Source organism: Colwellia sp. MB3u-45 (genome assembly GCF_014077005.1).
In the GTDB taxonomy this organism is placed as follows: Bacteria; Pseudomonadota; Gammaproteobacteria; order Enterobacterales; family Alteromonadaceae; genus Cognaticolwellia.
This window is the reverse complement of the sequence record NZ_JACGVC010000053.1, coordinates 90,276-112,926: the sequence shown is the minus strand read 5'-3', so window position 1 is coordinate 112,926 and position 22,651 is coordinate 90,276. Positions and strand designations below refer to the sequence as shown.

22 protein-coding genes and 1 tRNA gene are annotated in these 22,651 nt (G+C 39.1%); 9 read left to right on the top strand and 14 right to left on the bottom strand.

Annotation, left to right across the window (positions count from 1 at the left end; genetic code table 11):
- Positions 1-210: 210 nt before the first annotated feature.
- From yihI to hemN, 3 genes are all read left to right on the top strand, one after another.
- Entirely contained in the window at positions 211-783 is a 573-nt protein-coding gene (gene yihI / locus H4J41_RS15700; RefSeq protein WP_182137094.1) for a Der GTPase-activating protein YihI, read from the top strand.
- Between the two features lie 9 nt (positions 784-792).
- A complete protein-coding gene (locus tag H4J41_RS15695; RefSeq protein WP_182137093.1) occupies positions 793-1,287 on the top strand; it encodes a DUF2489 domain-containing protein in 495 nt (164 codons plus the stop codon).
- 243 nt (positions 1,288-1,530) lie between these two features.
- Complete coding sequence (gene hemN / locus H4J41_RS15690; protein ID WP_182137092.1) at positions 1,531-2,901, top strand: oxygen-independent coproporphyrinogen III oxidase; 1,371 nt, start codon at positions 1,531-1,533, stop codon at positions 2,899-2,901.
- Position 2,902: 1 nt separating this feature from the next.
- On the opposite strand, the gene H4J41_RS15685 is transcribed toward hemN, so the two are convergent.
- Positions 2,903-3,451, bottom strand: a complete 549-nt coding sequence (locus tag H4J41_RS15685) for a DUF1285 domain-containing protein (protein ID WP_182137091.1) — start codon at positions 3,449-3,451, stop codon at positions 2,903-2,905.
- Between the two features lie 293 nt (positions 3,452-3,744).
- Between H4J41_RS15685 and H4J41_RS15680 the strand changes: the two genes are divergently transcribed.
- Positions 3,745-3,820 (top strand) — tRNA-His (locus H4J41_RS15680).
- 415 nt (positions 3,821-4,235) lie between these two features.
- Here the strand turns inward: H4J41_RS15680 and H4J41_RS15675 are convergent.
- The 6 genes from H4J41_RS15675 to ftsY all read right to left on the bottom strand — a co-directional run bounded on the left by H4J41_RS15675 (position 4,236) and on the right by ftsY (position 11,913).
- On the bottom strand, positions 4,236-4,649 hold the full coding sequence (locus H4J41_RS15675; protein WP_182137090.1) for a hypothetical protein: 414 nt from the start codon (positions 4,647-4,649) through the stop codon (positions 4,236-4,238).
- Positions 4,650-5,060: 411 nt separating this feature from the next.
- Positions 5,061-7,568, bottom strand: coding sequence for a TonB-dependent siderophore receptor (locus H4J41_RS15670; RefSeq protein WP_182137089.1), 2,508 nt, complete (start codon positions 7,566-7,568; stop codon positions 5,061-5,063).
- Positions 7,569-7,906: 338 nt separating this feature from the next.
- A complete protein-coding gene (gene rpoH, locus H4J41_RS15665) occupies positions 7,907-8,770 on the bottom strand; it encodes an RNA polymerase sigma factor RpoH (RefSeq protein ID WP_182137088.1) in 864 nt (287 codons plus the stop codon).
- A 278-nt stretch (positions 8,771-9,048) separates the two neighbouring features.
- Positions 9,049-10,026, bottom strand: coding sequence for a permease-like cell division protein FtsX (gene ftsX, locus H4J41_RS15660; RefSeq protein ID WP_182137087.1), 978 nt, complete (start codon positions 10,024-10,026; stop codon positions 9,049-9,051).
- The gene (ftsE, locus tag H4J41_RS15655; RefSeq protein WP_182137086.1) at positions 10,016-10,717 is read right to left on the bottom strand and encodes a cell division ATP-binding protein FtsE; all 702 of its coding nucleotides are present in this window, start codon (positions 10,715-10,717) and stop codon (positions 10,016-10,018) included. The genes ftsX and ftsE overlap by 11 nt, the downstream gene beginning before the upstream one ends.
- A gap of 11 nt (positions 10,718-10,728) precedes the next feature.
- A complete protein-coding gene (ftsY, locus tag H4J41_RS15650) occupies positions 10,729-11,913 on the bottom strand; it encodes a signal recognition particle-docking protein FtsY (RefSeq protein ID WP_182137085.1) in 1,185 nt (394 codons plus the stop codon).
- Between the two features lie 175 nt (positions 11,914-12,088).
- Between ftsY and rsmD the strand changes: the two genes are divergently transcribed.
- Positions 12,089-12,679: a 16S rRNA (guanine(966)-N(2))-methyltransferase RsmD gene (gene rsmD, locus H4J41_RS15645; protein ID WP_182137084.1), complete on the top strand. Its 591-nt coding sequence runs from the start codon at positions 12,089-12,091 to the stop codon at positions 12,677-12,679.
- A 108-nt stretch (positions 12,680-12,787) separates the two neighbouring features.
- On the opposite strand, the gene H4J41_RS15640 is transcribed toward rsmD, so the two are convergent.
- From H4J41_RS15640 to H4J41_RS15620, 6 genes are all read right to left on the bottom strand, one after another.
- The gene (locus tag H4J41_RS15640) at positions 12,788-14,380 is read right to left on the bottom strand and encodes a serine hydrolase (RefSeq protein WP_182137083.1); all 1,593 of its coding nucleotides are present in this window, start codon (positions 14,378-14,380) and stop codon (positions 12,788-12,790) included.
- 174 nt (positions 14,381-14,554) lie between these two features.
- Complete coding sequence (locus H4J41_RS17500) at positions 14,555-14,692, bottom strand: hypothetical protein (RefSeq protein WP_220460871.1); 138 nt, start codon at positions 14,690-14,692, stop codon at positions 14,555-14,557.
- A gap of 106 nt (positions 14,693-14,798) precedes the next feature.
- The gene (locus tag H4J41_RS17495) at positions 14,799-15,008 is read right to left on the bottom strand and encodes a hypothetical protein (RefSeq protein ID WP_220460870.1); all 210 of its coding nucleotides are present in this window, start codon (positions 15,006-15,008) and stop codon (positions 14,799-14,801) included.
- 3 nt (positions 15,009-15,011) lie between these two features.
- Positions 15,012-15,974, bottom strand: coding sequence for an adenosylmethionine decarboxylase (locus H4J41_RS15630; RefSeq protein ID WP_182137082.1), 963 nt, complete (start codon positions 15,972-15,974; stop codon positions 15,012-15,014).
- Between the two features lie 145 nt (positions 15,975-16,119).
- Positions 16,120-16,746: a YjaG family protein gene (locus H4J41_RS15625; protein ID WP_220460869.1), complete on the bottom strand. Its 627-nt coding sequence runs from the start codon at positions 16,744-16,746 to the stop codon at positions 16,120-16,122.
- Positions 16,747-17,157: 411 nt separating this feature from the next.
- Positions 17,158-17,937 carry a SapC family protein gene (locus H4J41_RS15620; protein WP_182137081.1) on the bottom strand — a complete coding sequence of 260 codons (780 nt, stop codon included), beginning with the start codon at positions 17,935-17,937 and terminating at the stop codon, positions 17,158-17,160.
- A gap of 192 nt (positions 17,938-18,129) precedes the next feature.
- Here H4J41_RS15620 and H4J41_RS15615 point away from each other — a divergent pair, with 192 nt between their 5' ends.
- From H4J41_RS15615 to katG, 4 genes are all read left to right on the top strand, one after another.
- Positions 18,130-18,441 carry a hypothetical protein gene (locus tag H4J41_RS15615; RefSeq protein ID WP_182137080.1) on the top strand — a complete coding sequence of 104 codons (312 nt, stop codon included), beginning with the start codon at positions 18,130-18,132 and terminating at the stop codon, positions 18,439-18,441.
- A gap of 461 nt (positions 18,442-18,902) precedes the next feature.
- Positions 18,903-19,076, top strand: a complete 174-nt coding sequence (locus H4J41_RS15610) for a hypothetical protein (RefSeq protein WP_182137079.1) — start codon at positions 18,903-18,905, stop codon at positions 19,074-19,076.
- Positions 19,077-19,302: 226 nt separating this feature from the next.
- Positions 19,303-19,452: an entericidin A/B family lipoprotein gene (locus H4J41_RS15605; RefSeq protein WP_182137078.1), complete on the top strand. Its 150-nt coding sequence runs from the start codon at positions 19,303-19,305 to the stop codon at positions 19,450-19,452.
- Positions 19,453-19,727: 275 nt separating this feature from the next.
- Positions 19,728-21,902, top strand: a complete 2,175-nt coding sequence (gene katG / locus H4J41_RS15600; RefSeq protein ID WP_182137077.1) for a catalase/peroxidase HPI — start codon at positions 19,728-19,730, stop codon at positions 21,900-21,902.
- A 207-nt stretch (positions 21,903-22,109) separates the two neighbouring features.
- Here katG and H4J41_RS15595 read toward each other — a convergent pair whose 3' ends face one another.
- Complete coding sequence (locus H4J41_RS15595; protein WP_182137076.1) at positions 22,110-22,640, bottom strand: CC0125/CC1285 family lipoprotein; 531 nt, start codon at positions 22,638-22,640, stop codon at positions 22,110-22,112.
- Positions 22,641-22,651: the final 11 nt, after the last annotated feature.

Sequence of the window (22,651 nt, the reverse complement as noted above, 5' to 3'; positions counted from 1 at the left end):
TAATAACAATAAGATTGAAAATTATAAAATTCACATGGATCGTAACAAAAGGCTAGGACAGCGACTTAAGAGTCGGAACTATAAATGTTAGCTTATGCTACATTTCTTCCAAAAAGCGACGTTATTAACGTCGCTTTTTTTCTTTCTATCGCTGTTTAGCGTAGAATGTCGTAAAATGAAAGCAATTGTTTATTATTTTAAGTTATTACTATGTCTCGTACTAAAAAATCACGCAAACCGGGTACCGGTTCTCTTGGCATCGTTAAAGATGACAACAAAAAATTAGTCGCACCAACACCTCGCAGAGCAAAGAAAACAAACGGTAAAGAGCCGGGTAATCGCCAAAAAGAGGCTAGCCCTGTCATGGCTCATGGTCAGAACTCTGCCAAAAACAAAGATCCCCGCATTGGTAGCAAAACACCTATTGATTTAGGCAAACAAGTGACTGCACCGATCAAAACTAAAGCCATTAAAAAGGTTCAAGACAACTCACCTATTGCCGCAATTCGTGTCGTTGAAGCTAGTGAGTCATTAGCCGAGCAATTAAGCCGTATTGAACAAGACCCTAGATTGCTTGAAATACTTGAGAAGCAAGATGATGACCTAGAACTAACATCAGAAGATATTAGCTATTTCAATACGCTAATGGAGCAGCATGAAAAAATTAGTCAAGCACTAGGTCTTGATGATGAAGATGAAATTGTAGCACCCTCTAAAAAGTCAGACTCTGAAGATGACTTATGGGACAAGTTCGATAAGAGTGATTTATCAAAATTTGAATAGGAGTATTTAATGCTATCCAACCCTTGGATATACCTAGCTTTATTAGCCATCGTTATTATTGGTGTATTAGCAGCAGTAGCCACTAGGCTGCTACGCCAATTAAAACAACAAAAGCTTGAGCAAGAGCAGAAAAAAGTAGAGCAGCAACAAGCCCTGCAACAGCACGATAAAAAAATCATCGCCAGTGTTATTATTATTGTGCGCGCGATGAAAGAAGAACAATGCGACATGGGAGAAGGTTGCTGGCGCTTAAGTGTATTGCTAGATTCATTAAAGTTAAGCCAAGACTTAAATGTACAATTTCCAGCCGTATTCAAGTTTTATGAAGCGATAAAACATATGCCTATTTTAGCGGCACGTAAAGAACTTGATAAACAGTCTCGCATGAGACTTGACTTAGAGCGCATGAAACTTGAGGCAGAAATGGCAGAAGATATTCGCCAAGATATCGAGCTACTGCACCAATATGCTAATGAACGAAATAGCATGCTAAGCCAGTCCTAGGTTTAATTTAGCTTTTATCAAACTTAGGCTTTATCAAACTTAGCTTCAAATAATAAAACGGTTAGCTTGCCACTAACCGCTAAACTTGCACCGTTAAAATTGCACCGTTAAGCCAGGGTAGCCATTAATCAAACCCGTGATAAATAACCCTAAGTGACAATGAAGCCGTCAGCATTGAGCTTGATCAATGTTTGCGCGGCTAGTTTATCTATAATAGCACCAAATAGATAAACTGGAATGCTGATGCAAGCAGCTCAATTTTTTGATAGCACACTCTTAAAAAAATATAACACCCATGGTCCTAGATATACTTCATATCCAACCGCATTGGAATTTCATGAGCAATTTAGCCATGAAAATTTAGTACAAGCGATAGTCGCATCACCGAACCGTGAATTGTCTTTGTATGTACACATTCCTTTTTGTCATAGCCTTTGCTATTACTGTGGTTGTAATAAAGTTGTCACCCGTCATCGCGATAAAGCCAACACCTATCTTGAGTTTCTTGCACAAGAAATTGCCTCTAGAGCACCGTTATTTAAAGACTATACCGTTAAGCAATTACATTGGGGCGGTGGCACACCTAGCTTTTTACGACACGAGCAAATTAGCCAACTAGTGGCTGAATTAAAAGCGCAGTTTACCTTTGCAACGCAAGTTGAAATGAGTATTGAAATTGACCCACGTGAAATTGAAATGAACTTAGCTGAGCACCTTTATAGTTTAGGCTTCAATCGTTTAAGTATTGGCGTGCAAGACATAGATGACAAAGTTCAACAAAGCATTAATCGCGTACAATCAACCGAGTTTATTGAAAAATTTATTGCCCATGCCAAACAAGTTGGCTTCAAAGCCATTAATATCGATTTGATCTACGGCCTACCCCATCAAACTATAGAGACCTTCACTCGGACGCTAAACAAAGCCCATGAAATGGATGTCGACCGTATTTCATTATTTAGTTACGCTCATATTCCCTCTCGCTTTGCCGCCCAACGTAAACTCAAAGATGAATGGTTGCCTAGCGCAGATGAAAAATTTTCTTTGATGAAGCTAGCCATTGAAAAGCTGTGTAATTTTGGCTACGATTTCATCGGTATGGACCACTTCGCTAAGCCTGAAGATGAACTGTCAATTGCCCAAAAGTCCGGTGCTCTACACCGAAACTTTCAAGGTTATACCACCAAAGGCGGTTGTGACTTACTCGGTTTAGGGCTGTCGTCAATTAGTGCTATTGGGCACAGCTTCAGTCAAAACACCAAAGTGCTACAACACTATTACCAAGCCATAGAAACTCAAGCACACGCTCAGGTAAAAGGTGTCAGCTTATCTCAAGACGATATTATTCGTGGAGAAGTTATTCGCGAGTTGATGTGTAATCTTTATATCGATAAAAATAAAATTAGCCAGCAGTTTGCTATTAATTTTGATGAATATTTTGCTGAAGACTTACCCTTGCTCCAAACCTTCGTTAATGACGGATTAGTCATTGTTACTCTTAATGAAATTCGGGTCGAGCAAAAAGCCAGGTTGCTAATACGTAATATTTGTATGACTTTTGATGCCTATATGAAGAAAAATCTAAACCAACAGCGCTTTTCACGGGTGATTTAAGTTAGCTTTCTAGTTGGCCTAAACTAAATCGGTGTTCGGCGCTGAAAAACACTAATTCTGCGCCGTGACCATCGTTATCTTCACGGGCTAAATCTACCCACTGATAATAAACATTACGATGCACCTTTGCCTGCAAATTTCGTCTGACCGTGACATATAAACTACCTTCTTCGGTAATTTCTAATGGATGTTCCGCATTTAAGATAAAGCTGTCGTCTAAATTGGTCGTCACTTGCATACTTGTTTTCTGCTCATCTAACCATTGCCATTGCGTTAAAATAAATGGCGCATCAGCAACCACGATGCCGACCTTTTCGACAGGCGTGACTAAAAAATAGCGTTCATCTTCTTTTTTTAATACTGAGGCAAACAGCTTAACCAAAGACAAACGCTTAAAGACCGTGCCGTTGTAAAACCAACTGCCATCTGACTTTATTTCTAAATCAATATCACCACAAAAAGGAGGATCCCATAATTCAACCGGTGGCATTTTTTTCACACTACCCGGTTGTGAATCTGAAATTTGGGCAGAAATTTTTTCTAATGACATAATAGTTATCCTAATTACTGACTTACCTAATGGTAGCAAGTTAACAGTAAAACTTAAAATAGCCACATAAGTAAGTGTCGCTATTCGCTTATTTACCGCGTCTAAAATCATTAGACGCTAGCGTAATTTTTCGCTAATGCACTCAATAGCAATCATACTAACTGATAATTGTTTACCCGCACCATAAAATTCAACAAAAGTGAGTCGAAAGGCAATATTTTGCTTGTCATGTCACTATAAAATGCAATACAATCCTCGCGCCTTACCACTAGGCGCTTTCAGTAATATCAGTGGTGGCTATAGCTCAGTTGGTAGAGCCCCGGATTGTGATTCCGGTTGTCGAGGGTTCAAGTCCCTTTAGCCACCCCATTCTTTTCCCCTTTATTAGCAAGACCTTCAACTTTTTCTAAACTACAAAATTCCCTTGGTATCATTCGCTCCTGTGCATATTCTGTGAGTATTTGAAGCTGACTTTGGAATTTACTACCTATTTCCTTGGCTTTTTTACTGAAAAGTAAAATATAGAGCAAGATGAAAAACGTCAGAAAAGTGCATAGACGATATTAGTAAGTATTTCTGGCTAATGTCAGCTCACAGCTTATTGCTGCCGCTGGCGACTCGTATCTGAACATTCATTTTTGGCACACTGCGAACATTAGCATCTACTAACCAGATTTGAATTGGGTTTGGTTTTTGTATCGATAACTACTCAAACACCAGCTTAATATCTCTTGACTGGAGTAATCGAATCCATTAATCACGCTAGGTGTTGATTGCTAGACCTTTACCATTTTTTTAGTGCGCTGTGTTCCAAAAAATAGTTTAACCAATTTTTTGCACTATCGATTTCACTGAAAACATGAAAAGGTATTTTTGCTGCTTCATAAATCCGTGACAATTGCATCTGTTGTATGTCGGTAACTTTACTATTGTAAAATACACTTGCGTTGGCAACCATACCAAACTTAGCCCTGTACACGGTTAATTCCGTTAGTACTATTTCAGCTTCTGAGGTAAAAATACCACTATCTTGATAGGTAACTAAGGTTGCCCAAGATTTACCTTTTAGCTGTTTGATTACATTTTGCATATCGTGTTGATAAGTCTGTGCACTATCTTGGTTAAAAGGGCCAAAAGTTTTAACATTAACGATGTTACCATCAACTATAATTTCATAACTTTGCGGTGAAGTTTCCATTATGGGTATTCCTTCGTTACCTTTAGCAAAGTATGGGGTTGTCAACTTAATAAAGTCAACTATGACTTTTGGAATTCAAAGTTTTTTGAAATGATTGTTAAGGGTAGAAATGCCACTTTGCTGACCTAATATTGAAACTAAAAAGCCGGTTATTGTAGACTGTTTAGTGGCAGTAGTTATCCTAGATAATAAAAATAAAGAATAGCCAGATTGACTATCCGTAATAACTAAGCAGATAACCTTAAATCTTTGTTGATAGTGAGCGTTATTGTTAAGCCTGCTATTAATAAACCAGCATAAATAGATCCAAAATATTGAAGACTACTTGATCAGCTATAACATAAAAAAAGCGATGGTCATGCCATCGCTTTTTTAAGGTAACCCAAGTTATTAACCTAAGCTTTGAGTTAATTAAAAGTTATAAGAGGTACTAATGAACATGTTTCGACCTACCACATCATAGATACTGGGTACTGTGCCCATATCATTACCGCCAAGTACTGTCTCAGGTTCAGTATCAAAAAGGTTTTTAACGCCGCCATTAACAGCCCATTGGTCATTAATATAGTATGAGGCAGAAACGTTATGGTAGATAATATTATCAGTGGCAAATTGCTCACCGTAATATTCACCATCCATGCCACGAATAAACTGCGCACTATAAAGTACGGTTAAATCTTCAGTGACATAGCCAGAAACCGATAAGTTAGACTTAATATCAGCATAACCACCAATATTGCCATCGATAGTGCCGGTGTAGTCTATGTCGTCTTGTTCAAACTCAATTAAGTACGTGGTATCAAAAGTAACTTTAAACAAGTCATGGCTATAGCTGACATTCCAATCAACACCTGAAGTTTTTTGCGAACCAATATTGGTTAATTGAGCGCTTAGGTCAGATAAATCACCACCAGCCGTAATATTCACCGCTGTACATGAAGCTTGAGCACCGTTAAAGCAGGCATTCAATTCTTGCTGAACATCAACGCGGCTAATGGCATTGGTAATATCAAATGCCCAGTAATCTATTGTCGTAGAAAGATTGTCAGCTAACTCCAACACAGCACCAAAAGTAAATGACTCGCTTTCTTCAGGCTGTAAGTCTTCATCACTGGTGTAATTGACTTTAATTTGTGGATCTAACTCATTATCCCATGGGTCACTCAAGTAGTCATAAGAGCCGCTGTCACCACCGTATAATTCACTTACACTCGGTGCTCTAAATCCTGTAGCGGCTACTGAACGCACCATAAAAGAATCATTCACTCGGTACGTAGCACCTAGTTTCCACGTTATCTCACCACCAAAAGTAGAATACTGGTCGTAACGCGAAGCAGCTTCAAAGGTTAACTCATCAGTGACTGGCACTGAGACTTCACCGTAAACTGATTGCACAGAATAGTTACCGTCAGTAGCAAATTGCTGTGCTGCGGTACTTTCACCTTTTTGGGTCACTTCATCAGGAGTATAGTAACCACTTTCATGACGGGTTTCAAAACCTAGCGCATAACCAATATCGCTTTCAGTTACGCCGCTATAACCGGCAGCTAAAGTGAATTGCTCATTACCGCCTTCATTTTCCTCATTGTATATAATGCCTTCAGACACTAAGACACTTTTATCAAATGCTTCGCCACTGAACCAAGTGCTTTGGTCTTGGTAGATACTGGTTGCCATATTACCGGCATGAATCGAATTTTGAACGCTGTCTTTCGAGTCATTTCGACCGTATGTTGCCGAAATATCCCACATAGCATCATTTGCTAAATAGCCTTTAAGGCCAATTGACGCGCGATAAGTATCAGTTTCTTGTGAGTAAATACGTGGGCCCGCGTCAATCATACGACGTCGGTAATTTACTTTATCATCAATAACATGGTGATCATCGGGATCATCGATAGCTGAATTAAGTTCATCAAAAACGTCTTGAATGTTGTCAATATGTATAGAATTCAACTTATTGGTGACTAAATCTAAGTTCGCTGGCTGTGGTGCTAATTGCTGATTAGATTCACGGCGTGTATACATTAAATCAACATTGAGCTCAGTATCTGAATCTAGCTCAGTATTGTAAGCTGTAAAGAAGCTTAATAATTCATTGGGTGTTTGTGCGTAGCTATCAACAGTATAGTCGTATGAGGTGTCTCTTGACTTAAAACCACCTGATGCATCTGCAACCAGACCCGCTAAAGAACCTTGCGGAATAAATGACGATGCACCCGGTTCAACAAAATCACGGTCAGATTGAATAATTTCACCACGGTCAGAATACTGTAAACCTAAAACTAAATTACTGTTAGCTAGCTCTACGCCATGTAAAATACTAATACCTTTACTGGTAGCGTCACCTTTATCAGTTTGGCTGCCTTCAACGGTTAACTCAGTACCAACGAAGTTTTTTTTAGTAATAATATTAACTACACCGGCAATGGCATCAGAACCATAAACAGCAGACGCACCATCTTTAAGAATTTCAATATTTTTGATCATGGCAACGGGGATAGTATTCAAGTCCACGGCTGCATCAGCACCTGTGCCTGATGACACCATACGGCGACCATTTAATAGCACTAAAGTGCGTTCAACACCCATACCACGTAAATTTACTGTTGCCGTGCCGCCTGAGCCGTTATTAGTGGTAGCACCTAAACTCATGCCTGCAGCAGTAGGCTGTGCTGATAATATTTCTGCTACTGAGGTGTAACCACTTTGGGCTATAAATTCTGACGATATTACTGTTATTGGGCTGGCTGTTTCAATATCAGTACGGTTAATACGTGAGCCTGTTACCTGGATACGTTCAACACTTGCCATTTGCTCTTCTGCAGCACTGACCTGACCAGCAACAACTAAAGAGCTGGTTGTACCTGCGAGTAAAGCAACGCGAATAGCATGGCTTAAAAATTTTTCCGAATACATTAAATTCTCCAAACATCGATGATTAGCTTTTTTATAAAGCGGCGTTTTATCGCCTAGAGCAATTTTGCGACAAAAGTTCAGTGAGGTTTGTTATTTAATGTTGAAGAGTTGTAATGTAACGTTAGAGTTTTGTAACTTTTATTTCGATCATGTTACTTTATGTTAAAAACTCACCCTTAACCTAGATTTAAGTGTTTGTTTTATAATCACAATAATTTTGTTTTCGCTATAAAGAGTTTTCTATTATCATGCTTTACAGCCATGTAACCAAGACAGGCAGTTTATTTTGCACATAAAAAAACCGGCAGAAAGCCGGTTTAAATTATGTTTTTTTAGCACTAGGCTGCCATGGCACCTTTTAACTTTGCTAAGGCATTTTTCTCTAATTGTCGAACGCGCTCTGCTGATATTTCATATTTATTCGCTAACTCTTGTAAGGTAGTTTTTTCGTCATGTAACCAACGAGTACGAATAATATCTTGGCTTCGTTCGTCAAGACCGACTAAAGCATTACTTAGCCTTTTATTGGCGTGCTGCTCCCAATTCGAATCTTCTACTTCAGTAGCAAGATCAGATTGTTTATCTTCTAAATATTGCGCTGGAGAATAAGTACTGGCGCTAGCATTATCATCATCATCAGTTGATAATTCGAATGCTTGATCTTGATTACTCATTCGAGATTCCATTTCCAAAACATCTTTGGGGGTTACACCTAAGGTTTCAGCAACATTATGGACTTCATCGTGACTAAACCAACCTAAACGCTTTTTATTTTTGCGTAGGTTAAAAAATAATTTTCGTTGTGCCTTGGTAGTGGCAACTTTAACGATACGCCAATTTTTTAGCACAAATTCATGAATTTCAGCTTTGATCCAATGCACAGCAAATGATACTAGGCGCACACCCACTTCTGGATTAAAGCGTTTAACCGCTTTCATTAAACCTATGTTACCTTCCTGAATCAAGTCAGCTTGTGGTAAACCGTAGCCGGCATAGCCTTTAGCAACATGGATAACAAAACGAAGGTGCGACATAATTAACTCTTGCGCCGCTTTTAAATCATTTTCAGAATATAAACGAGTTGCTAATTCACGTTCCTTTTCAGCTGTTAGCATTGGAATGCTATATGCTGATTGCACGTATGCCTCAATGCTGCCACTTTTGGGCACAGTTAACGCCATTGATTGCATTGCTTCACTCATTTAATAACTCCTCTATCTAATCTGGTCGATGATAATAACATAAATACCCAAACCACCTCAAGATCCTCATTTTAGTGGTAAATGAAAATAATACGGCGCAGGGTGCATTAAAGATCAACATGATTTTAATGAACTAACACTAGCTTAGAAGACAGAGTGAAACAATACTCTCTTTCAATTTTTTCATGAATAATTTGTTAAACTTTGTCACCAAGATAAAAATTAGTATAAATTACAAGGTGATGGTGAGTAAAAAAGGCAACTACAAACAGAGGATATTAATCTGCGGTTGGCTCAATTGCTCGGATATGTTGGCGTACAGAAATGAAACTGCCTAATAAACCTAAGCCAATTGCCGTGAGTTGTAATATCGCTAATTCGTTAAATGATAAGCCTGACAAAACGAATTGGCTTTGATACAGATCGGTTAACTGGCGTAAAGCGCCAGAAATATAGCTGGCTAAAATAGCGACACAAATACTCGCGACAAAACCACCGAGTAACCCGTACCAAATGCCCGCATATAAAAATGGCCGCTGAATAAAATCATCTGTCGCGCCGACTAATTTCATCACAGCAATCGCATCTTTTTGGTTAAGTATGGCCAATCGAATGGTATTGCCAATAATTAAGACTACGGATAAACACAATAATATGGCGATACCGATAACAACGTCTTCTATCAGAGCTGCTATAGCCTGTAATCGAGTCAGCCATTCCAAATCCAGTTTACCTTGATCAACAGCGCGCTCTTGTTCTAATTTAAGTAGTAACTCACGGGCGGCTTGTGCTTGGCTAAAACGTTGAGTTGGCGTTACCAATAAGGTTGCCGGTAATGGGTTTTCATCTAAATATTCTAATGCTTGGCCAAAACCAGAATTCACTTTAAACTCAGTTAATGCCTGCTCAGCAGAAATATAGATAACATTGGCTACTTCAGGGTAAAGCTGAATACGTTGCACAAGATTTTGTGCGACTTTGTCTGAGGTTGATAGCTGCAAAAACAAGGTGATTTCTGAGGCAGAATTCCACTGTTCGGTCACCGTTTGGGTATTTTTTACAAACAAATGTAAGGTAGCAGGCAAGGTTAAACTAATACCTAAAACAAGTACGGTCATCACCGAAGTAAAGGGTGTGCGCCACAAGTCACCTAAGCTCCCTATGGCTTGCTGCAAATGCCGTAAAACTCTGGCAGTAATGCGTCCAGTCCAGTTTAAATGCTGACTATTATTGTGGCGAGTATCATTAGCTGCCATTACGTTCACTTATCGTTTGTAAACCATCAACAATACCGTCAGTGATCATATGACCTTGCTTTAAAGTCAGTGTGCGATACCTCATGCGGGCAATTAGCCCTAGATCATGAGTCGCAATTAACACACTAATGCCCATATCATTAAACTCTTCAAATAATCGAATAATATCTAATGAAAGCTTAGGGTCTAAATTACCCGTAGGCTCATCTGCTAGTAGTATTGGTGGCTTATTAACAATCGCCCGAGCAATGCCAACACGTTGCTGTTCGCCACCCGAAAGCATATTTGGAAAGCACTTTAATTTACTGGTTAAATGCACTTTATCAAGTGCCGCTTCAACACGCTTACGAGTTTCTTTGTGGCTATAGCCTTCAATAATCAAAGGCAGCGCAACGTTATCAAAGACAGTACGGTCGGGTAACAAATTATGGCTCTGAAAAATCATACCAATACCGCGCCGTACATAAGGGACTTGTGCATACTTAATGGTAGATAATTCAGTACCATTGATCTCAATACTGCCAACCGTTGGCTTTTCCATCACACTCATGAGTTTCAATAAGGTACTCTTACCAGCGCCAGAATGACCCGTTAAAAACGCCATTTCGCCAGGAGCAATAGTGAAACTCACTTTTTTAAGTGCTAAAAATCCTCCTGGGTAGGTTTTACTAACGTTATTAAATCGGATCATATCAAGTCTTATTACTCTTGTGCGTCGCGTGTGAACAAGGCGTCAATAAAGTCATTATCATTAAATGGCCGTAAATCATCAATACCTTCACCAACACCTAAATAGCGAATGGGAATAGCATGCTTATCCGCCACAGCAAAAACAACACCCCCCTTTGCAGTACCATCAAGTTTTGTTAATACTAATCCAGTTAAACCCACAGCTTCGTTAAAAAGTTTAGTTTGGCTTAAGGCATTTTGTCCGGTACCTGCATCTAGGGTTAACATTACCTCATGGGGAGCATTAACATCGAGTTTTTTCATTACTCGTACCACTTTTTTCAGCTCTTCCATCAAATGGCTTTTATTTTGTAAGCGCCCAGCCGTGTCGGCTATTAACACGTCAACACCACGCGCTTTAGCGGAACTGATAGCATCAAAAATAACCGAGGCACTATCAGCACCCGTATGTTGAGCAATGACCGGCACATCATTTCGATCACCCCATACTTGTAATTGTTCAACGGCCGCAGCACGGAACGTGTCTCCGGCTGCCAACATAACCGACTTGCCTTCGGCCTGAAATTGCTTCGCTAATTTACCAATAGTGGTGGTTTTACCCACCCCGTTAACGCCGACCATTAAAATAACATAAGGGCTATTAGATGACGGGATCACTAGGGGCTGGGTAACAGGTTCAATAATTTTTTTCAGCTCAGCTTTTAATAAATCATATAAAGCTTCGGCATTTTTTAGTTGCTGACGCGATGCAGATTCTGTTAACGCTGTAATAATTTTTGTTGTGGTTTCAACACCTACATCTGCTATCAACAAATGGGTTTCGAGTTCTTCAAATAACGCTTCATCAATTTTTTTACCGCTAAATAAACTGAAAAGCCCACCGCCTAAATTTTGCCGTGTTTTAGTTAAGCCCTGCTTTAAACGGGCAAAAAAGCCAACTTTGGGCTCTGGCTCTGGCTCTGGCTCTGCAGGTAAGTCTTCAATAATGGCATTGTCGATTGCAAGCTCTTTTGCCGGTGTTTGCTGATTATTTTGAGTCAGTTTTTCTTCATGACTCATCGCATCAGTGGTTAAATGCTCTTCAGAGGCCGCTACTTGCTCAGTCTCGTCAGTAACATTCTCAACAACTGAGGCCGCGTCTTCTTGCTGTTTTTTACCTAGACCTAACCAGGAGAACATACCTTTTTTCTTTGACATAAATGTATTTACAATATTAATTTGATGTAGAGGTTTACTACTAAAACCATCTATCTAAGACATGTTCTAACTTGAACAATTCATTAGATTAATTGCTATTCGCGGGTAAACAAGGATAAAATTGTCGATATAGTACCACCTAACCTGCCGACAAAAAACAAAAGCTGTTTAAGTTATGAGCAAAGTCAAAAAACAATCAGAAAAAAGCGCCCCAAAAGGCCATATTCGCATTATTGCAGGCCAACATCGTGGTCGCAAATTACCCGTATTAATGGCCGATGGTTTGCGGCCAACTACCGATCGTGTCAAAGAAACGGTTTTTAATTGGCTCATGCCTTATATTCAAGACGCTAATTGCTTAGATTGCTTTGCCGGCTCTGGTGGGTTGGGTTTTGAAGCCATATCTCGCGGCGCAAGTTCAGCAATTTTAGTCGAGTTGAATAAATCAGCAGCTCAGCAATTAAACGATAATAAAGCGTTACTCAAAGCCAGTAATATCAGAGTAATACAGCAAAATGCCTTAAACTTTTTGCACAGTAACCAACAAGCTTATTCGTTAGTATTTATTGATCCACCTTTTAGAAAAGGCCTAGCGCAAAAAGCCGCTGAGTTATTAGTCGAAAAAGGCTTAACTGACGAAGCATTGATCTATGTTGAAATGGAAGCTGACGATAACCTACAAATAATGCCAAGCCATTGGCAACTTTTAAAAGAAAAGGTGGCTGGCCAAGTCATCTATCGACTCTACCAAAATGGTTCAGAGTAAGGCCAGCACCTCAGCATTAGCCTTATTTACCCCAAGTTAAATTTAGTTAAGTTGATTGAAATGTGCTAAAAAAGCGCCATCAGGCGCTTTTTTTATTCGTCACTCGTGCTATTTACCCGCAGATTTAGGCCACAGTTTTAGATCATGAAAATCAAAACTAAAATCTGTCGCCCAAGACACTGCTTTCATACTGACATAGCTAATACTGCCATCGGGGTTTAAATTAAAGTTCACATAAGCATCGGCTTCTAAAGTTCGATCGTCCCAACGTACAATAAAAGTATTGTGCTGATAATGCGCTAAGGTGCCATGCAGTGCCGGGGTATGAGCAAACTGCATAACTAAGTGGTTATTTTCTAAGCTAATGGCTATTTCACCATACCAATCATCCACATAACTTTGCGCATAACTTGCTAACGGTAAAGAAGGTGTTGAGCTTTTATCAGCGGCTGCAGCCACTTTTGCTAACTGTGCTTTTTTGTTGACATTATCTTCTTGCTGCAATCTAGCATAATGCGCAACCCAATCTTTTTCGGGTAGTTCAAGATATTCAGTCAAAATTTGTTGAGATAAGGCATTAAAAGCAAAACCTGATTGTTGATTGGTTAAAATAACCATGGCTAAATTTTCTTCTGGTACCATCAGCACTTTTGACACCATGCCTAATATGCCGCCGGTATGTCGTACTACTTTTACGCCATGATAATCTTTAACAAACCAACCTAACGCATAAGCATAAAAATGCGTTTTATCTTGCTCGCTAGCTTGTGGTGAAACCGGTAAAAGCGTACGTGTTTGCCACATTTCACGACTTTGCTGTTCACTAAAAAGCCTTAACGCTTTATCGCCATTAACACCGTATTGTCCAAGATTAAGCTGAGCTTTAAGCCATAACGCCATATCATTAACACTGGATGCAACCGAGCCTGCTGATGAAAATCTCTCTAAAAAATTTCCACCAACAACATGCAACTCACCATCTAATAACACATGAGCGCTAGCCACATTTTGATTACTTTTAGGAATTAAAGAGAAAGTTGCGCGGGTATTATCCATACCTAATGGCTCAAAAATACGGTGTTGAATAACCTCTTGCCAAGGTTTACCTGTGAGCTTGGCAATAATCTCACCAGCAATAATATACATTAGGTTGTCATAAGCAAATTCACTGCGAAAGCTCGACACTTGTGGTAAATATTTTAAACCTTTAATAACGTCTTGATTGCTTAACGTGGTTTCTGGCCAGATCATTAAGTCGCCAGCACCTAAACCTAAGCCACTGTTATGCGACAATAAATCAATAATAGTGAATTCTCTCGTGACATAGGCATCGGGTAGTTGAAACGCTGGAATGATATCAATAACTTTAGTTTTCCAAGTCAATTTCCCTTCGTCTACTAAAGCCGCTAACAATGCCACTGTCATGGCTTTAGTATTTGAGGCAATGCCAAATAAGGTATCGGCAGTCACTTTTTCTTTACTGCCTTGCTTAAGCACACCAAAGCCTTTACTTAGCACAACTTCGTTATCTTTAATAATTGCCACAGCAATGCCGGGCACTTGAAATGCTGCCATGGCCTTACTGACTGACAACTCAATATTAGCGACCTTGCCACTGACAGTTTGATCTGCAGCTTCAGCAAAACCCAAGAGAGAACAAAGTAGTGCGCTAACCCATAACCATGCATAAGGTAATTTCATTTACCGTCCTATTTTTATTGTTGTTCGTTGTCATAACGCTAACGAAGTTGTAGTCTTTCATTCATAGTAGCATTCATCGCAAAAGGATACAGACTGAACAAATGATGGCTGCAACACTAGTTTGATAACGTCATAATTTGATATAAAATTATGACGTATAAGGAGAAGTAACAGTTAACTATTATTGATTAAACCCGCTAAAGCTTTTTTAACAAAGTTAGGTAAGGCAAGCGCGGCGCTGTGTAAAGCTTGGTTATAATAATGAAAATCTAGGCCACTTGCTGCAACAGGTTGCTTATCAAAGTCATGCACGGGGTAATATTTTTACTGGCAAAAGTAAAGCTTCACAAACCACCAGGGTAAGTTGAATGACTAAATGAATACAAATAACTTTGTGTAAATACCGTATTGAGCACTTTTAAAAGTGCTTGCTGAATATCCATGGCATACCATGATAGGCAAACTCATCACGTTCGGTCACCATAATTAAACCATCCTTGAGTAACATGTTGCCATGGCCTTTAGTTTCAACCACATCAACCGTTTTAAATTCACTTTTTCCTGAAAAAAGTACTTTTTTTACTTTAAATTTTAAACCTAAAAATCTTGAAATTTTTCTGCTACACAAAAATCACAGTGCATGGTTTTCTCCTGCTAAATCAAGCACCGTTGCTTGCATAAATTTTTGCTGCGGTAATATATAGTTAGCAAAACAAACGAAATAATTATTGCTTAAGTGCTCGCTTACTAAGGATTTGCTCACATAATCTTTTGGAATAAATTCATTGGTTAAGTTAGCAAAGTCAAAGTCATTAAAGCTCAGTAAATCAAACGACTTTGGTGCTAGTATCGCTAAAAAATCAGCCGCTATTTTTATTAAATTAATATTGGATTCAATACTGACGTAACTACTGTTAGCTTGAGGCGTAACATGCATAGTGAGATATTCTTTCCCTTTAATCGCATTAACAGAGTAACCAAAGGGATCAAAAACAAAATCATCCAAGGTAAAGTCAGCAAAAAATTTGTCTAATTGTAAAAATTGACGAATTTCCTGTGCTGTTAAACCCACTGTGGTCAGCTTTTCAGAAGCTCGATCGCTAATTTGATATGCAAGCAGTTCATAGGTTTTATCTAATTTATCGGCTTGAAAACTGTTATCCTGATGAAAAATATAGTTATGATGGCTGTCCAACTCACCAAAACGATAGGCTTTACCCGTAACATATTGCCCGAGCAACTTAATGTCGTCACCAAAACTACTTGGCTGAGCATGGGAAAAATATTCATTTTTACGTTGATAAATAACCTGCTTAATTTTATCCATGCCGATGTGCTGGATAAAAAACTCGACCGAATGTACTAATCGTGTATTGCCACAGGTCAAAATTAATAACCTATCGTGCCAAACAAATAAGCTCGACTCTGATAACAAAAAAGCTTTACAGTCATCATTACGAATTGACGACAAAATTTGCGCATTACAACATTGAACAAACGCGGTCCAAAAGTCATCGGTAATATCATCAAGTAGCGAAATTTGCTTGTCTTTAACCACAATTTGAGCTTTTTTTTCTGAACCTTCAAAAAACAAAAACATATCCTCAACGTCATAACAGCAATCGCTGATGGCGCCATATTAAGTTGCCAAATTCTATCGCAAAAACAGCACACTATTTTACAAAAAAAGGTTACGAGCTTAACATCAACTTAAATTGGGCTTAATTAACCACTAAAAATTAAGCGTTAATGTCTATGCCTAAATTAGATAAACCTTCTTCTAGCACCATAGCTTTTGCCTGCAAACAACTGGCTTTATTTTCGCTAGCCGCGGTTAAAAATTCAAATAGCTCATTTTGTGTGGCTATTTCCCACTGCATTAATGGATGTTCAGCAATTTGTTGCGCTGAGATCACTATCTCTTCTTCATCAGGAGTTATTTCATCAATTTGCTGAGCTAAGCTCAACTCAACATAGTAACTGACACTATTTTCTGACAATTTACTGATATTGCTCAAGCTATCACTTTCTAGGTCTTGCATACCTTGAAATAACGACATTAATGCCATGGCACTATCTAAGGCTGGAAAAACACCCAAAAAATCAAAATCATCAGGATCAGGTACTTGCTCTTCAAGTTTAGCAATTTGGGCATCATAGTTAATTTTGCAACGGTTAGCTTTATCTAACCATTGCCAGATAAGATCAAGTTGATTTCTCAAGACCTTAAAGTCACCAAACTCAACATGTTCAGCAAACATTTGATAATTAGGTAACATGCGCTCAAGTAATGCAGCACTAAATGCCACCTGCTGCCATTGACTTAATTTGCTAAAAGGTAGGTTAATCGCCACGTAAAATCTCATTTTCAATGCTAAAAAGTTGGCTGTTAGTATATAAGGATCCCAACGAAATTAGCAGTTTATTTACTGAATTTTGTTAACTGCTTCTGTGCATAATCAAAGCCTAAGCGATACTCGGTTCATTTATCTTTAAGCGCATTAACTTGTTGTTCAAGTTTCAGGTTTAGCTCAGTATTTTCATCAACAAGATACTTTATGGTTTCGCGTGTTTTGTTATATTCCACTGCTTGTTTGTCTTTATTTTCTTGCTGCCAGCTGCTAGTACAAACGTTAAATTCAGTGTTTTAGTGGTTAGGCTTTATTGTTGCTGGTTTTTCACTATCTGCCTTGAGAAAAATTTTGGTTTAAAAAGCTAAATTTCACTCGAAAAAAAAGGACCAAACGGTCCTTTTTTAAGGGTAACTTACTGCGCTATTACTTTTCAGCTACAGTTTCAGCAGCTTCAGCAGTAGCTGGTGTAAAGCGAATAGCATTTACTTTAGCGGTAGATTCACTCTGGTTACGTAATTGTGCTAGACGATTAATTTGACCAATAGAACCTAACATGGCGTAAATTGGCACGAATAAACCACGCTTATGGAAATCTAAAACTTTGTCGTCACTTAACTCTTGCACTTTTTTATCATTAATATTATATAAACCAACAAGTTTTTTACTTTCACCTGAGGCAAAGTTAATATTAAGTTCAAGTTCTAACAATAAGTCATTATCAAGCAATTCTTTAATGAATTTCTCGTTCATCACTTCATTATCGTATAAACGACCTAGTGAATCTTGTACACCTTGAAAAAACTCAGTGTCTTTGCCTTCAGCATCAAATAATTCATGGTCTTTATCTTCACCAACAAACTTGCTGTCTAAATCAACACAAGCCGTTAATGTTTTCTCTTTTTCCGGGTCTAAACCTAAAGAAAAAGGTGCCATTGAAATACTTTGCGGAACATAAACTGCATTCCAAGAATCTTCTTTATAATATAAGTTTTCATTCGCTTCTAGACCTAGCATTACCACACTACGGTAGCGTTCTGTACCTTGATCTTTAACAAGTACAATAGGGTAGCTGGTTGCTGCTTGAGAATACTCAGGAGCGGTGATTGGTGCAATATGTTGATTAGATACATTTGATAAATCGCGCTTGGCAGCGATTTTAATTTTCTGATGAGTTTCTTTTTTAATCGGAGTAATGTTAGCCATGAATAAGTTCTCTTTTTACTGCGTATTTTAAGCGTTGTCGTTTTTGACACTTCTTCGTTGCTATTAGTTATGGAGACACCTAATAACGCTTTCAATGGTATAATCAAAATTAGCTGGAGTTAATTTTAATTACACTTAAGCTTCTCCATAAAAATAATTAATTAAAACCATTTAAAAACAGTATGTTAATCTATGAAAATCATCAAATACCTTTGTGCTACGGCATTTATTATTAGTCCAGTTATCTGGGCTTTGCCGAAAATAACCGTCACCTTTGGCGAATCTTCTAATGGTTTTAGCCAAGTAAAAATTAAAAACGAAACCGAAGAATCCTTAGCTTGCTTTGTCGCCATTGATGGCTATAAAGCTAAATTTCGGCTACGCATGAGATCGACCTCCCGCTGGATAACCACAACAGATACACGCTTTACCTACCGAGATTTTAGTACTTGGTGTGATTATCTAGAGGTTTATCCTAACTATAAAGCTTATCAAGCGTATTAAGCTTTACTATTTAAAACGCTTAGTTAATAACTAACAACATAATCATAAAAAAGTAGCTTATACATCACAGCTTGAATCATGCCTTACTGACGAGCATTTAACCTGGTGATATAAGCTTTAGTCTGTCTTAATCACTTTTAACATACGCACAAGGGTTCACTTTTAGTTACTCGCATCAAAATCTCTCACAACGCCTTTTAATCAAGGGCTAATCAACACTCAAAAAAATACAAATGATAATAACTATCGGTTGTAAGTGATTGTACTATTGACAAAAAATAAACTTCTCTTGATAAACACTAGGTTTACCACACGAAACTAAACTTCAATACCATTATGGCTGCTGCTATTTATCTGCCCCTTTTACCGTATCAGCAGGCGACAACTTATAACTTTACGCAGAAGGTACTGATACCCAACCAGCAGGCAGTTACGAATTCAAGTTCGCCGATACCATTCGTTTGGATAAAAATGCTGGTGATCACTACACATTTCACAATATTCGTCCTGAAATCGAGTACGGCGTAACTGAAAAATTAACCATGGCAGCAAAAGCGATTATTTCTGTGCACAACTACGATGTTGGCTCAGAAGCTGAAGGAGCGCCAATTAACTTTTTATCTCTTGGCTATTAAAATACTGGACTATGGTGCTAAATATGGCAATATTCTTAGTAGCATTATGAACTTAAATATTGTGATATAAGTAATGATAAGGTTACTAACGACACGGGCTTTAGCGACTCAATTAAAAGCAAATGCATTGAGTTGCGCCATACTCTAATGACCATAAAATGACACATAACAGGATATTCTCTGTATCGCGACAAGCTAATAACTAATAACCTAAAAGGAACAGAAAATGACAGCTAAAACATACTACCCAAAGATAAAATCAATATTAACGGTATTATTACTAAGTAGTGCCTTAGGTGCTTGTGCCACCATTGATGGTGCAGGTAAAGATCTCGAAAAAGCGGGTGAAGCCATTCAAAATGCTGCTAAAGGCTAAAATAACACTGAATATCGCTGCTTAGCTCTTCTAGTAACGTCACTTGAAAATGCGTATTTTGCCATCATATCAAATGGAGAAATATCACATTTCAACTGAAATTTTTGGCTGTTAATGTAGGTCTATCTAACTGAATTTCAATAGGTAATAAAACATTTGTAATATTGGCGCTTTAAACAGTTTGCTTGTAGTTTGACATGATCACTCTAAGTAATGATGTCAAATTGGTTTATGACTTAGATATATCTCTATCACTTCACGAAAGGAAACAAAATATGAATGACGATAAAACAACATCTGGTGGAAAATGTCCTGTGATGCACGGTGGTGCTACAGAGAGTTCGATGACAAATATGACATGGTGGCCTAAGTCGCTAAACCTCGATATTCTTCATCAACATGATAACAAAACCAATCCTATGGGCACGAATTTCAATTATCGGGATACGGTTAAAGATCTCGACATCGCCGCGCTCAACAAAGATATGCACGCACTGATGACTGACAGTCAAGACTGGTGGCCCGCAGATTGGGGACATTATGGCGGTTTAATGATCCGCATGACTTGGCATTCCGCCGGTACCTATCGTATTGCTGATGGACGAGGTGGTGCCGCTACCGGTAATCAACGTTTTACCCCAATCAATTCTTGGCCCGACAACGCAAATTTAGATAAAGCACGACGTCTACTTTGGCCAATCAAAAAGAAATACGGTAACCAACTTAGCTGGGCAGATTTAATTGCTTACGCCGGCACTATTGCCTATGAATCTATGGGGTTAAAAACCTTTGGTTTCGCCTTTGGCCGTGAAGACATTTGGCATCCAGAAAAAGACATCTACTGGGGTGCTGAAAAAGAGTGGCTTGCACCTAGTGGCAGCGAAAATAGTCGTTATTCTGGTGAGCGCGATTTAGAAAACCCGTTGGCTGCAGTAATGATGGGATTAATCTACGTTAACCCTGAAGGTGTAGACGGTAAATCTGACCCATTAAAAACCGCTCATGATATGCGTGTTACCTTTGAACGCATGGCGATGAATGATGAAGAAACCGTTGCCCTAACTGCCGGAGGTCATACGGTGGGGAAATGTCACGGTAATGGCGATGCCTCAATACTTGGCAGAGAACCAGCAGCTGCCGATATTTCAGAGCAAGGCACAGGTTGGAACAATAAAACTAAGCGTGGTATTGGGCGCGATACGGTAACCAGTGGTATTGAAGGTGCGTGGACCACTCATCCTACACAGTGGGATCATGGTTATTTCTCTATGCTACTTAACCATGATTGGGCGCTGAAAAAGAGCCCTGCTGGCGCTACGCAGTGGCAACCCGTGAACATTAAAGAAGAAGATAAACCGGTTGATGTTGAAGATGCTAGCATACGCAAAGATCCCATTATGACTGATGCAGATATGGCATTAAAAATGGATCCCGCTTACCTTAAAATTTCACAACGTTTTGCCAATGATCCTGAATATTTCTCTGACGTTTTTGCCCGTGCATGGTTCAAACTGACCCATCGTGATATGGGCCCGAAAGCACGATACATTGGCTCAGAAGTACCGCAAGAAGATCTTATTTGGCAAGATCCCGTACCCACAGGTATGACAGGTTATGATGTTGATGCCGTTAAGGAAAAAATAGCGGCTAGTGATTTAACGGTCAGCGAAATGGTTGCCACAGCATGGGACAGCGCTAGAACTTTCCGTGACTCTGACAAGCGCGGTGGTGCTAACGGTGCTCGTATTCGCCTCGCACCACAAAATAACTGGCAAGGAAACGAGCCTACACGCTTAGCTAAAGTGCTCGCTACACTAGAAACTATTGCAAACGAAAGTGGCGTCAGTATTGCTGATGTTATTGTCCTCGCAGGTAATGTCGGTATTGAGCAGTCAGCAAAAGCGGCTGGCGTTGATATTACAGTACCATTTGCTCCTGGACGTGGTGATGCAACTAACGAGATGACCGATGTAGAATCATTCAAAGTACTTGAACCTCTGCATGACGCTTATCGTAATTGGCTCAAAGCTGACTATAGTGTTAGCGCTGAAGAGCTGATGCTTGACCGTACACAGTTAATGGGTTTAGCTGCTCATGAAATGACTGTACTTATTGGTGGCATGCGTATGCTAGGCACTAATTTCGGTGGTAGCAAGCATGGTGTATTTACCGAACGTGAAGGTGTGTTGTCGAACGACTATTTTATTAACTTAACGAATATGGACTATAAATGGCAGCCAGTTGGCGATAATTTATATGAAATTCGTGAACGTAAAACAGATAAGGTCAAATGGACAGCCACACGTGTTGATCTTATCTTTGGCTCGAACTCGATTCTTCGTGCTTATAGTGAAGTTTATGCACAGGACGATAATAAAGAAAAATTTGTCCACGACTTTGTTGCCGCATGGACCAAAGTGATGAACGCTGACCGTTTCGATTTAGCATAATGTTCAGCTAATAACCTTGCCATCATGTCCTCGCGCCTGAGTAATCGGGTGCGAGGACATTTATACTCACTTATCATTGCTCTCTGACTTATCAATGAGTATTAGCCAATGACTATTAACCAAAAAAAAGCCCTAAATAGGCCTTTTCAAATGCTTACTCAAGTGAATATATGCTACTTCAGCTTTTAACCCACCATAGCCAAGGAATTAATTAGCCTTTGTTGCTAGTTTTTTAGATAAATTTTCAATCACATCGGCAGCGCTGTAACTTGACTCGTTGCTCATAACGCCTTTGCCCAGACGAATTTCTAAAATACTATGCACTTCTTTGCGGCTATTCGTATTCGTACTACTAAAAGCAACCCCAACTTCACTGCTTGGACGTCGGTAAGTTTCACAAGTTAATAGTCCACAACGACGTTCAACCCGCTGCTGATGCGATAAACCTATCGAGGAAGCTGGCTGAACTTTTTCAGACTCTACAGAGGTTTCTTTACTGGTGATCACAAACCAATCATAGCCTTGCGCTTGAGTCAGTTCAGCTGATCTTAATAGGGCATAATCCGCGGCATCTGCGACACTATTAGAAACACTTTTAAACTGCACACGAAACCTGTCCTCGGTTATTTTTTGCTCGCTATAGCCGACAGAGCCTTTGTTTGCTGGGCGATATTCAGGCTTAGATGCGCAAGCCGTTACTAATAAAGTCATCAATATAAATGTAATAAGTTTTTTCATTTTAACCTCTA

Bases quoted from the DNA above. Each gene is read 5' to 3' on its own strand.
- yihI (WP_182137094.1), top strand. From the start codon at position 211: ATGTCTCGTACTAAAAAATCACGCAAACCGGGTACCGGTTCTCTTGGC.
- H4J41_RS15695 (WP_182137093.1), top strand. From the start codon at position 793: ATGCTATCCAACCCTTGGATATACCTAGCTTTATTAGCCATCGTTATT.
- hemN (WP_182137092.1), top strand. From the start codon at position 1,531: ATGCAAGCAGCTCAATTTTTTGATAGCACACTCTTAAAAAAATATAAC.
- H4J41_RS15685 (WP_182137091.1), bottom strand. From the start codon at position 3,451: ATGTCATTAGAAAAAATTTCTGCCCAAATTTCAGATTCACAACCGGGT.
- H4J41_RS15675 (WP_182137090.1), bottom strand. From the start codon at position 4,649: ATGGAAACTTCACCGCAAAGTTATGAAATTATAGTTGATGGTAACATC.
- H4J41_RS15670 (WP_182137089.1), bottom strand. From the start codon at position 7,568: ATGTATTCGGAAAAATTTTTAAGCCATGCTATTCGCGTTGCTTTACTC.
- rpoH (WP_182137088.1), bottom strand. From the start codon at position 8,770: ATGAGTGAAGCAATGCAATCAATGGCGTTAACTGTGCCCAAAAGTGGC.
- ftsX (WP_182137087.1), bottom strand. From the start codon at position 10,026: ATGGCAGCTAATGATACTCGCCACAATAATAGTCAGCATTTAAACTGG.
- ftsE (WP_182137086.1), bottom strand. From the start codon at position 10,717: ATGATCCGATTTAATAACGTTAGTAAAACCTACCCAGGAGGATTTTTA.
- ftsY (WP_182137085.1), bottom strand. From the start codon at position 11,913: ATGTCAAAGAAAAAAGGTATGTTCTCCTGGTTAGGTCTAGGTAAAAAA.
- rsmD (WP_182137084.1), top strand. From the start codon at position 12,089: ATGAGCAAAGTCAAAAAACAATCAGAAAAAAGCGCCCCAAAAGGCCAT.
- H4J41_RS15640 (WP_182137083.1), bottom strand. From the start codon at position 14,380: ATGAAATTACCTTATGCATGGTTATGGGTTAGCGCACTACTTTGTTCT.
- H4J41_RS15625 (WP_220460869.1), bottom strand. From the start codon at position 16,746: ATGAGATTTTACGTGGCGATTAACCTACCTTTTAGCAAATTAAGTCAA.
- H4J41_RS15620 (WP_182137081.1), bottom strand. From the start codon at position 17,937: ATGGCTAACATTACTCCGATTAAAAAAGAAACTCATCAGAAAATTAAA.
- H4J41_RS15615 (WP_182137080.1), top strand. From the start codon at position 18,130: ATGAAAATCATCAAATACCTTTGTGCTACGGCATTTATTATTAGTCCA.
- H4J41_RS15605 (WP_182137078.1), top strand. From the start codon at position 19,303: ATGACAGCTAAAACATACTACCCAAAGATAAAATCAATATTAACGGTA.
- katG (WP_182137077.1), top strand. From the start codon at position 19,728: ATGAATGACGATAAAACAACATCTGGTGGAAAATGTCCTGTGATGCAC.
- H4J41_RS15595 (WP_182137076.1), bottom strand. From the start codon at position 22,640: ATGAAAAAACTTATTACATTTATATTGATGACTTTATTAGTAACGGCT.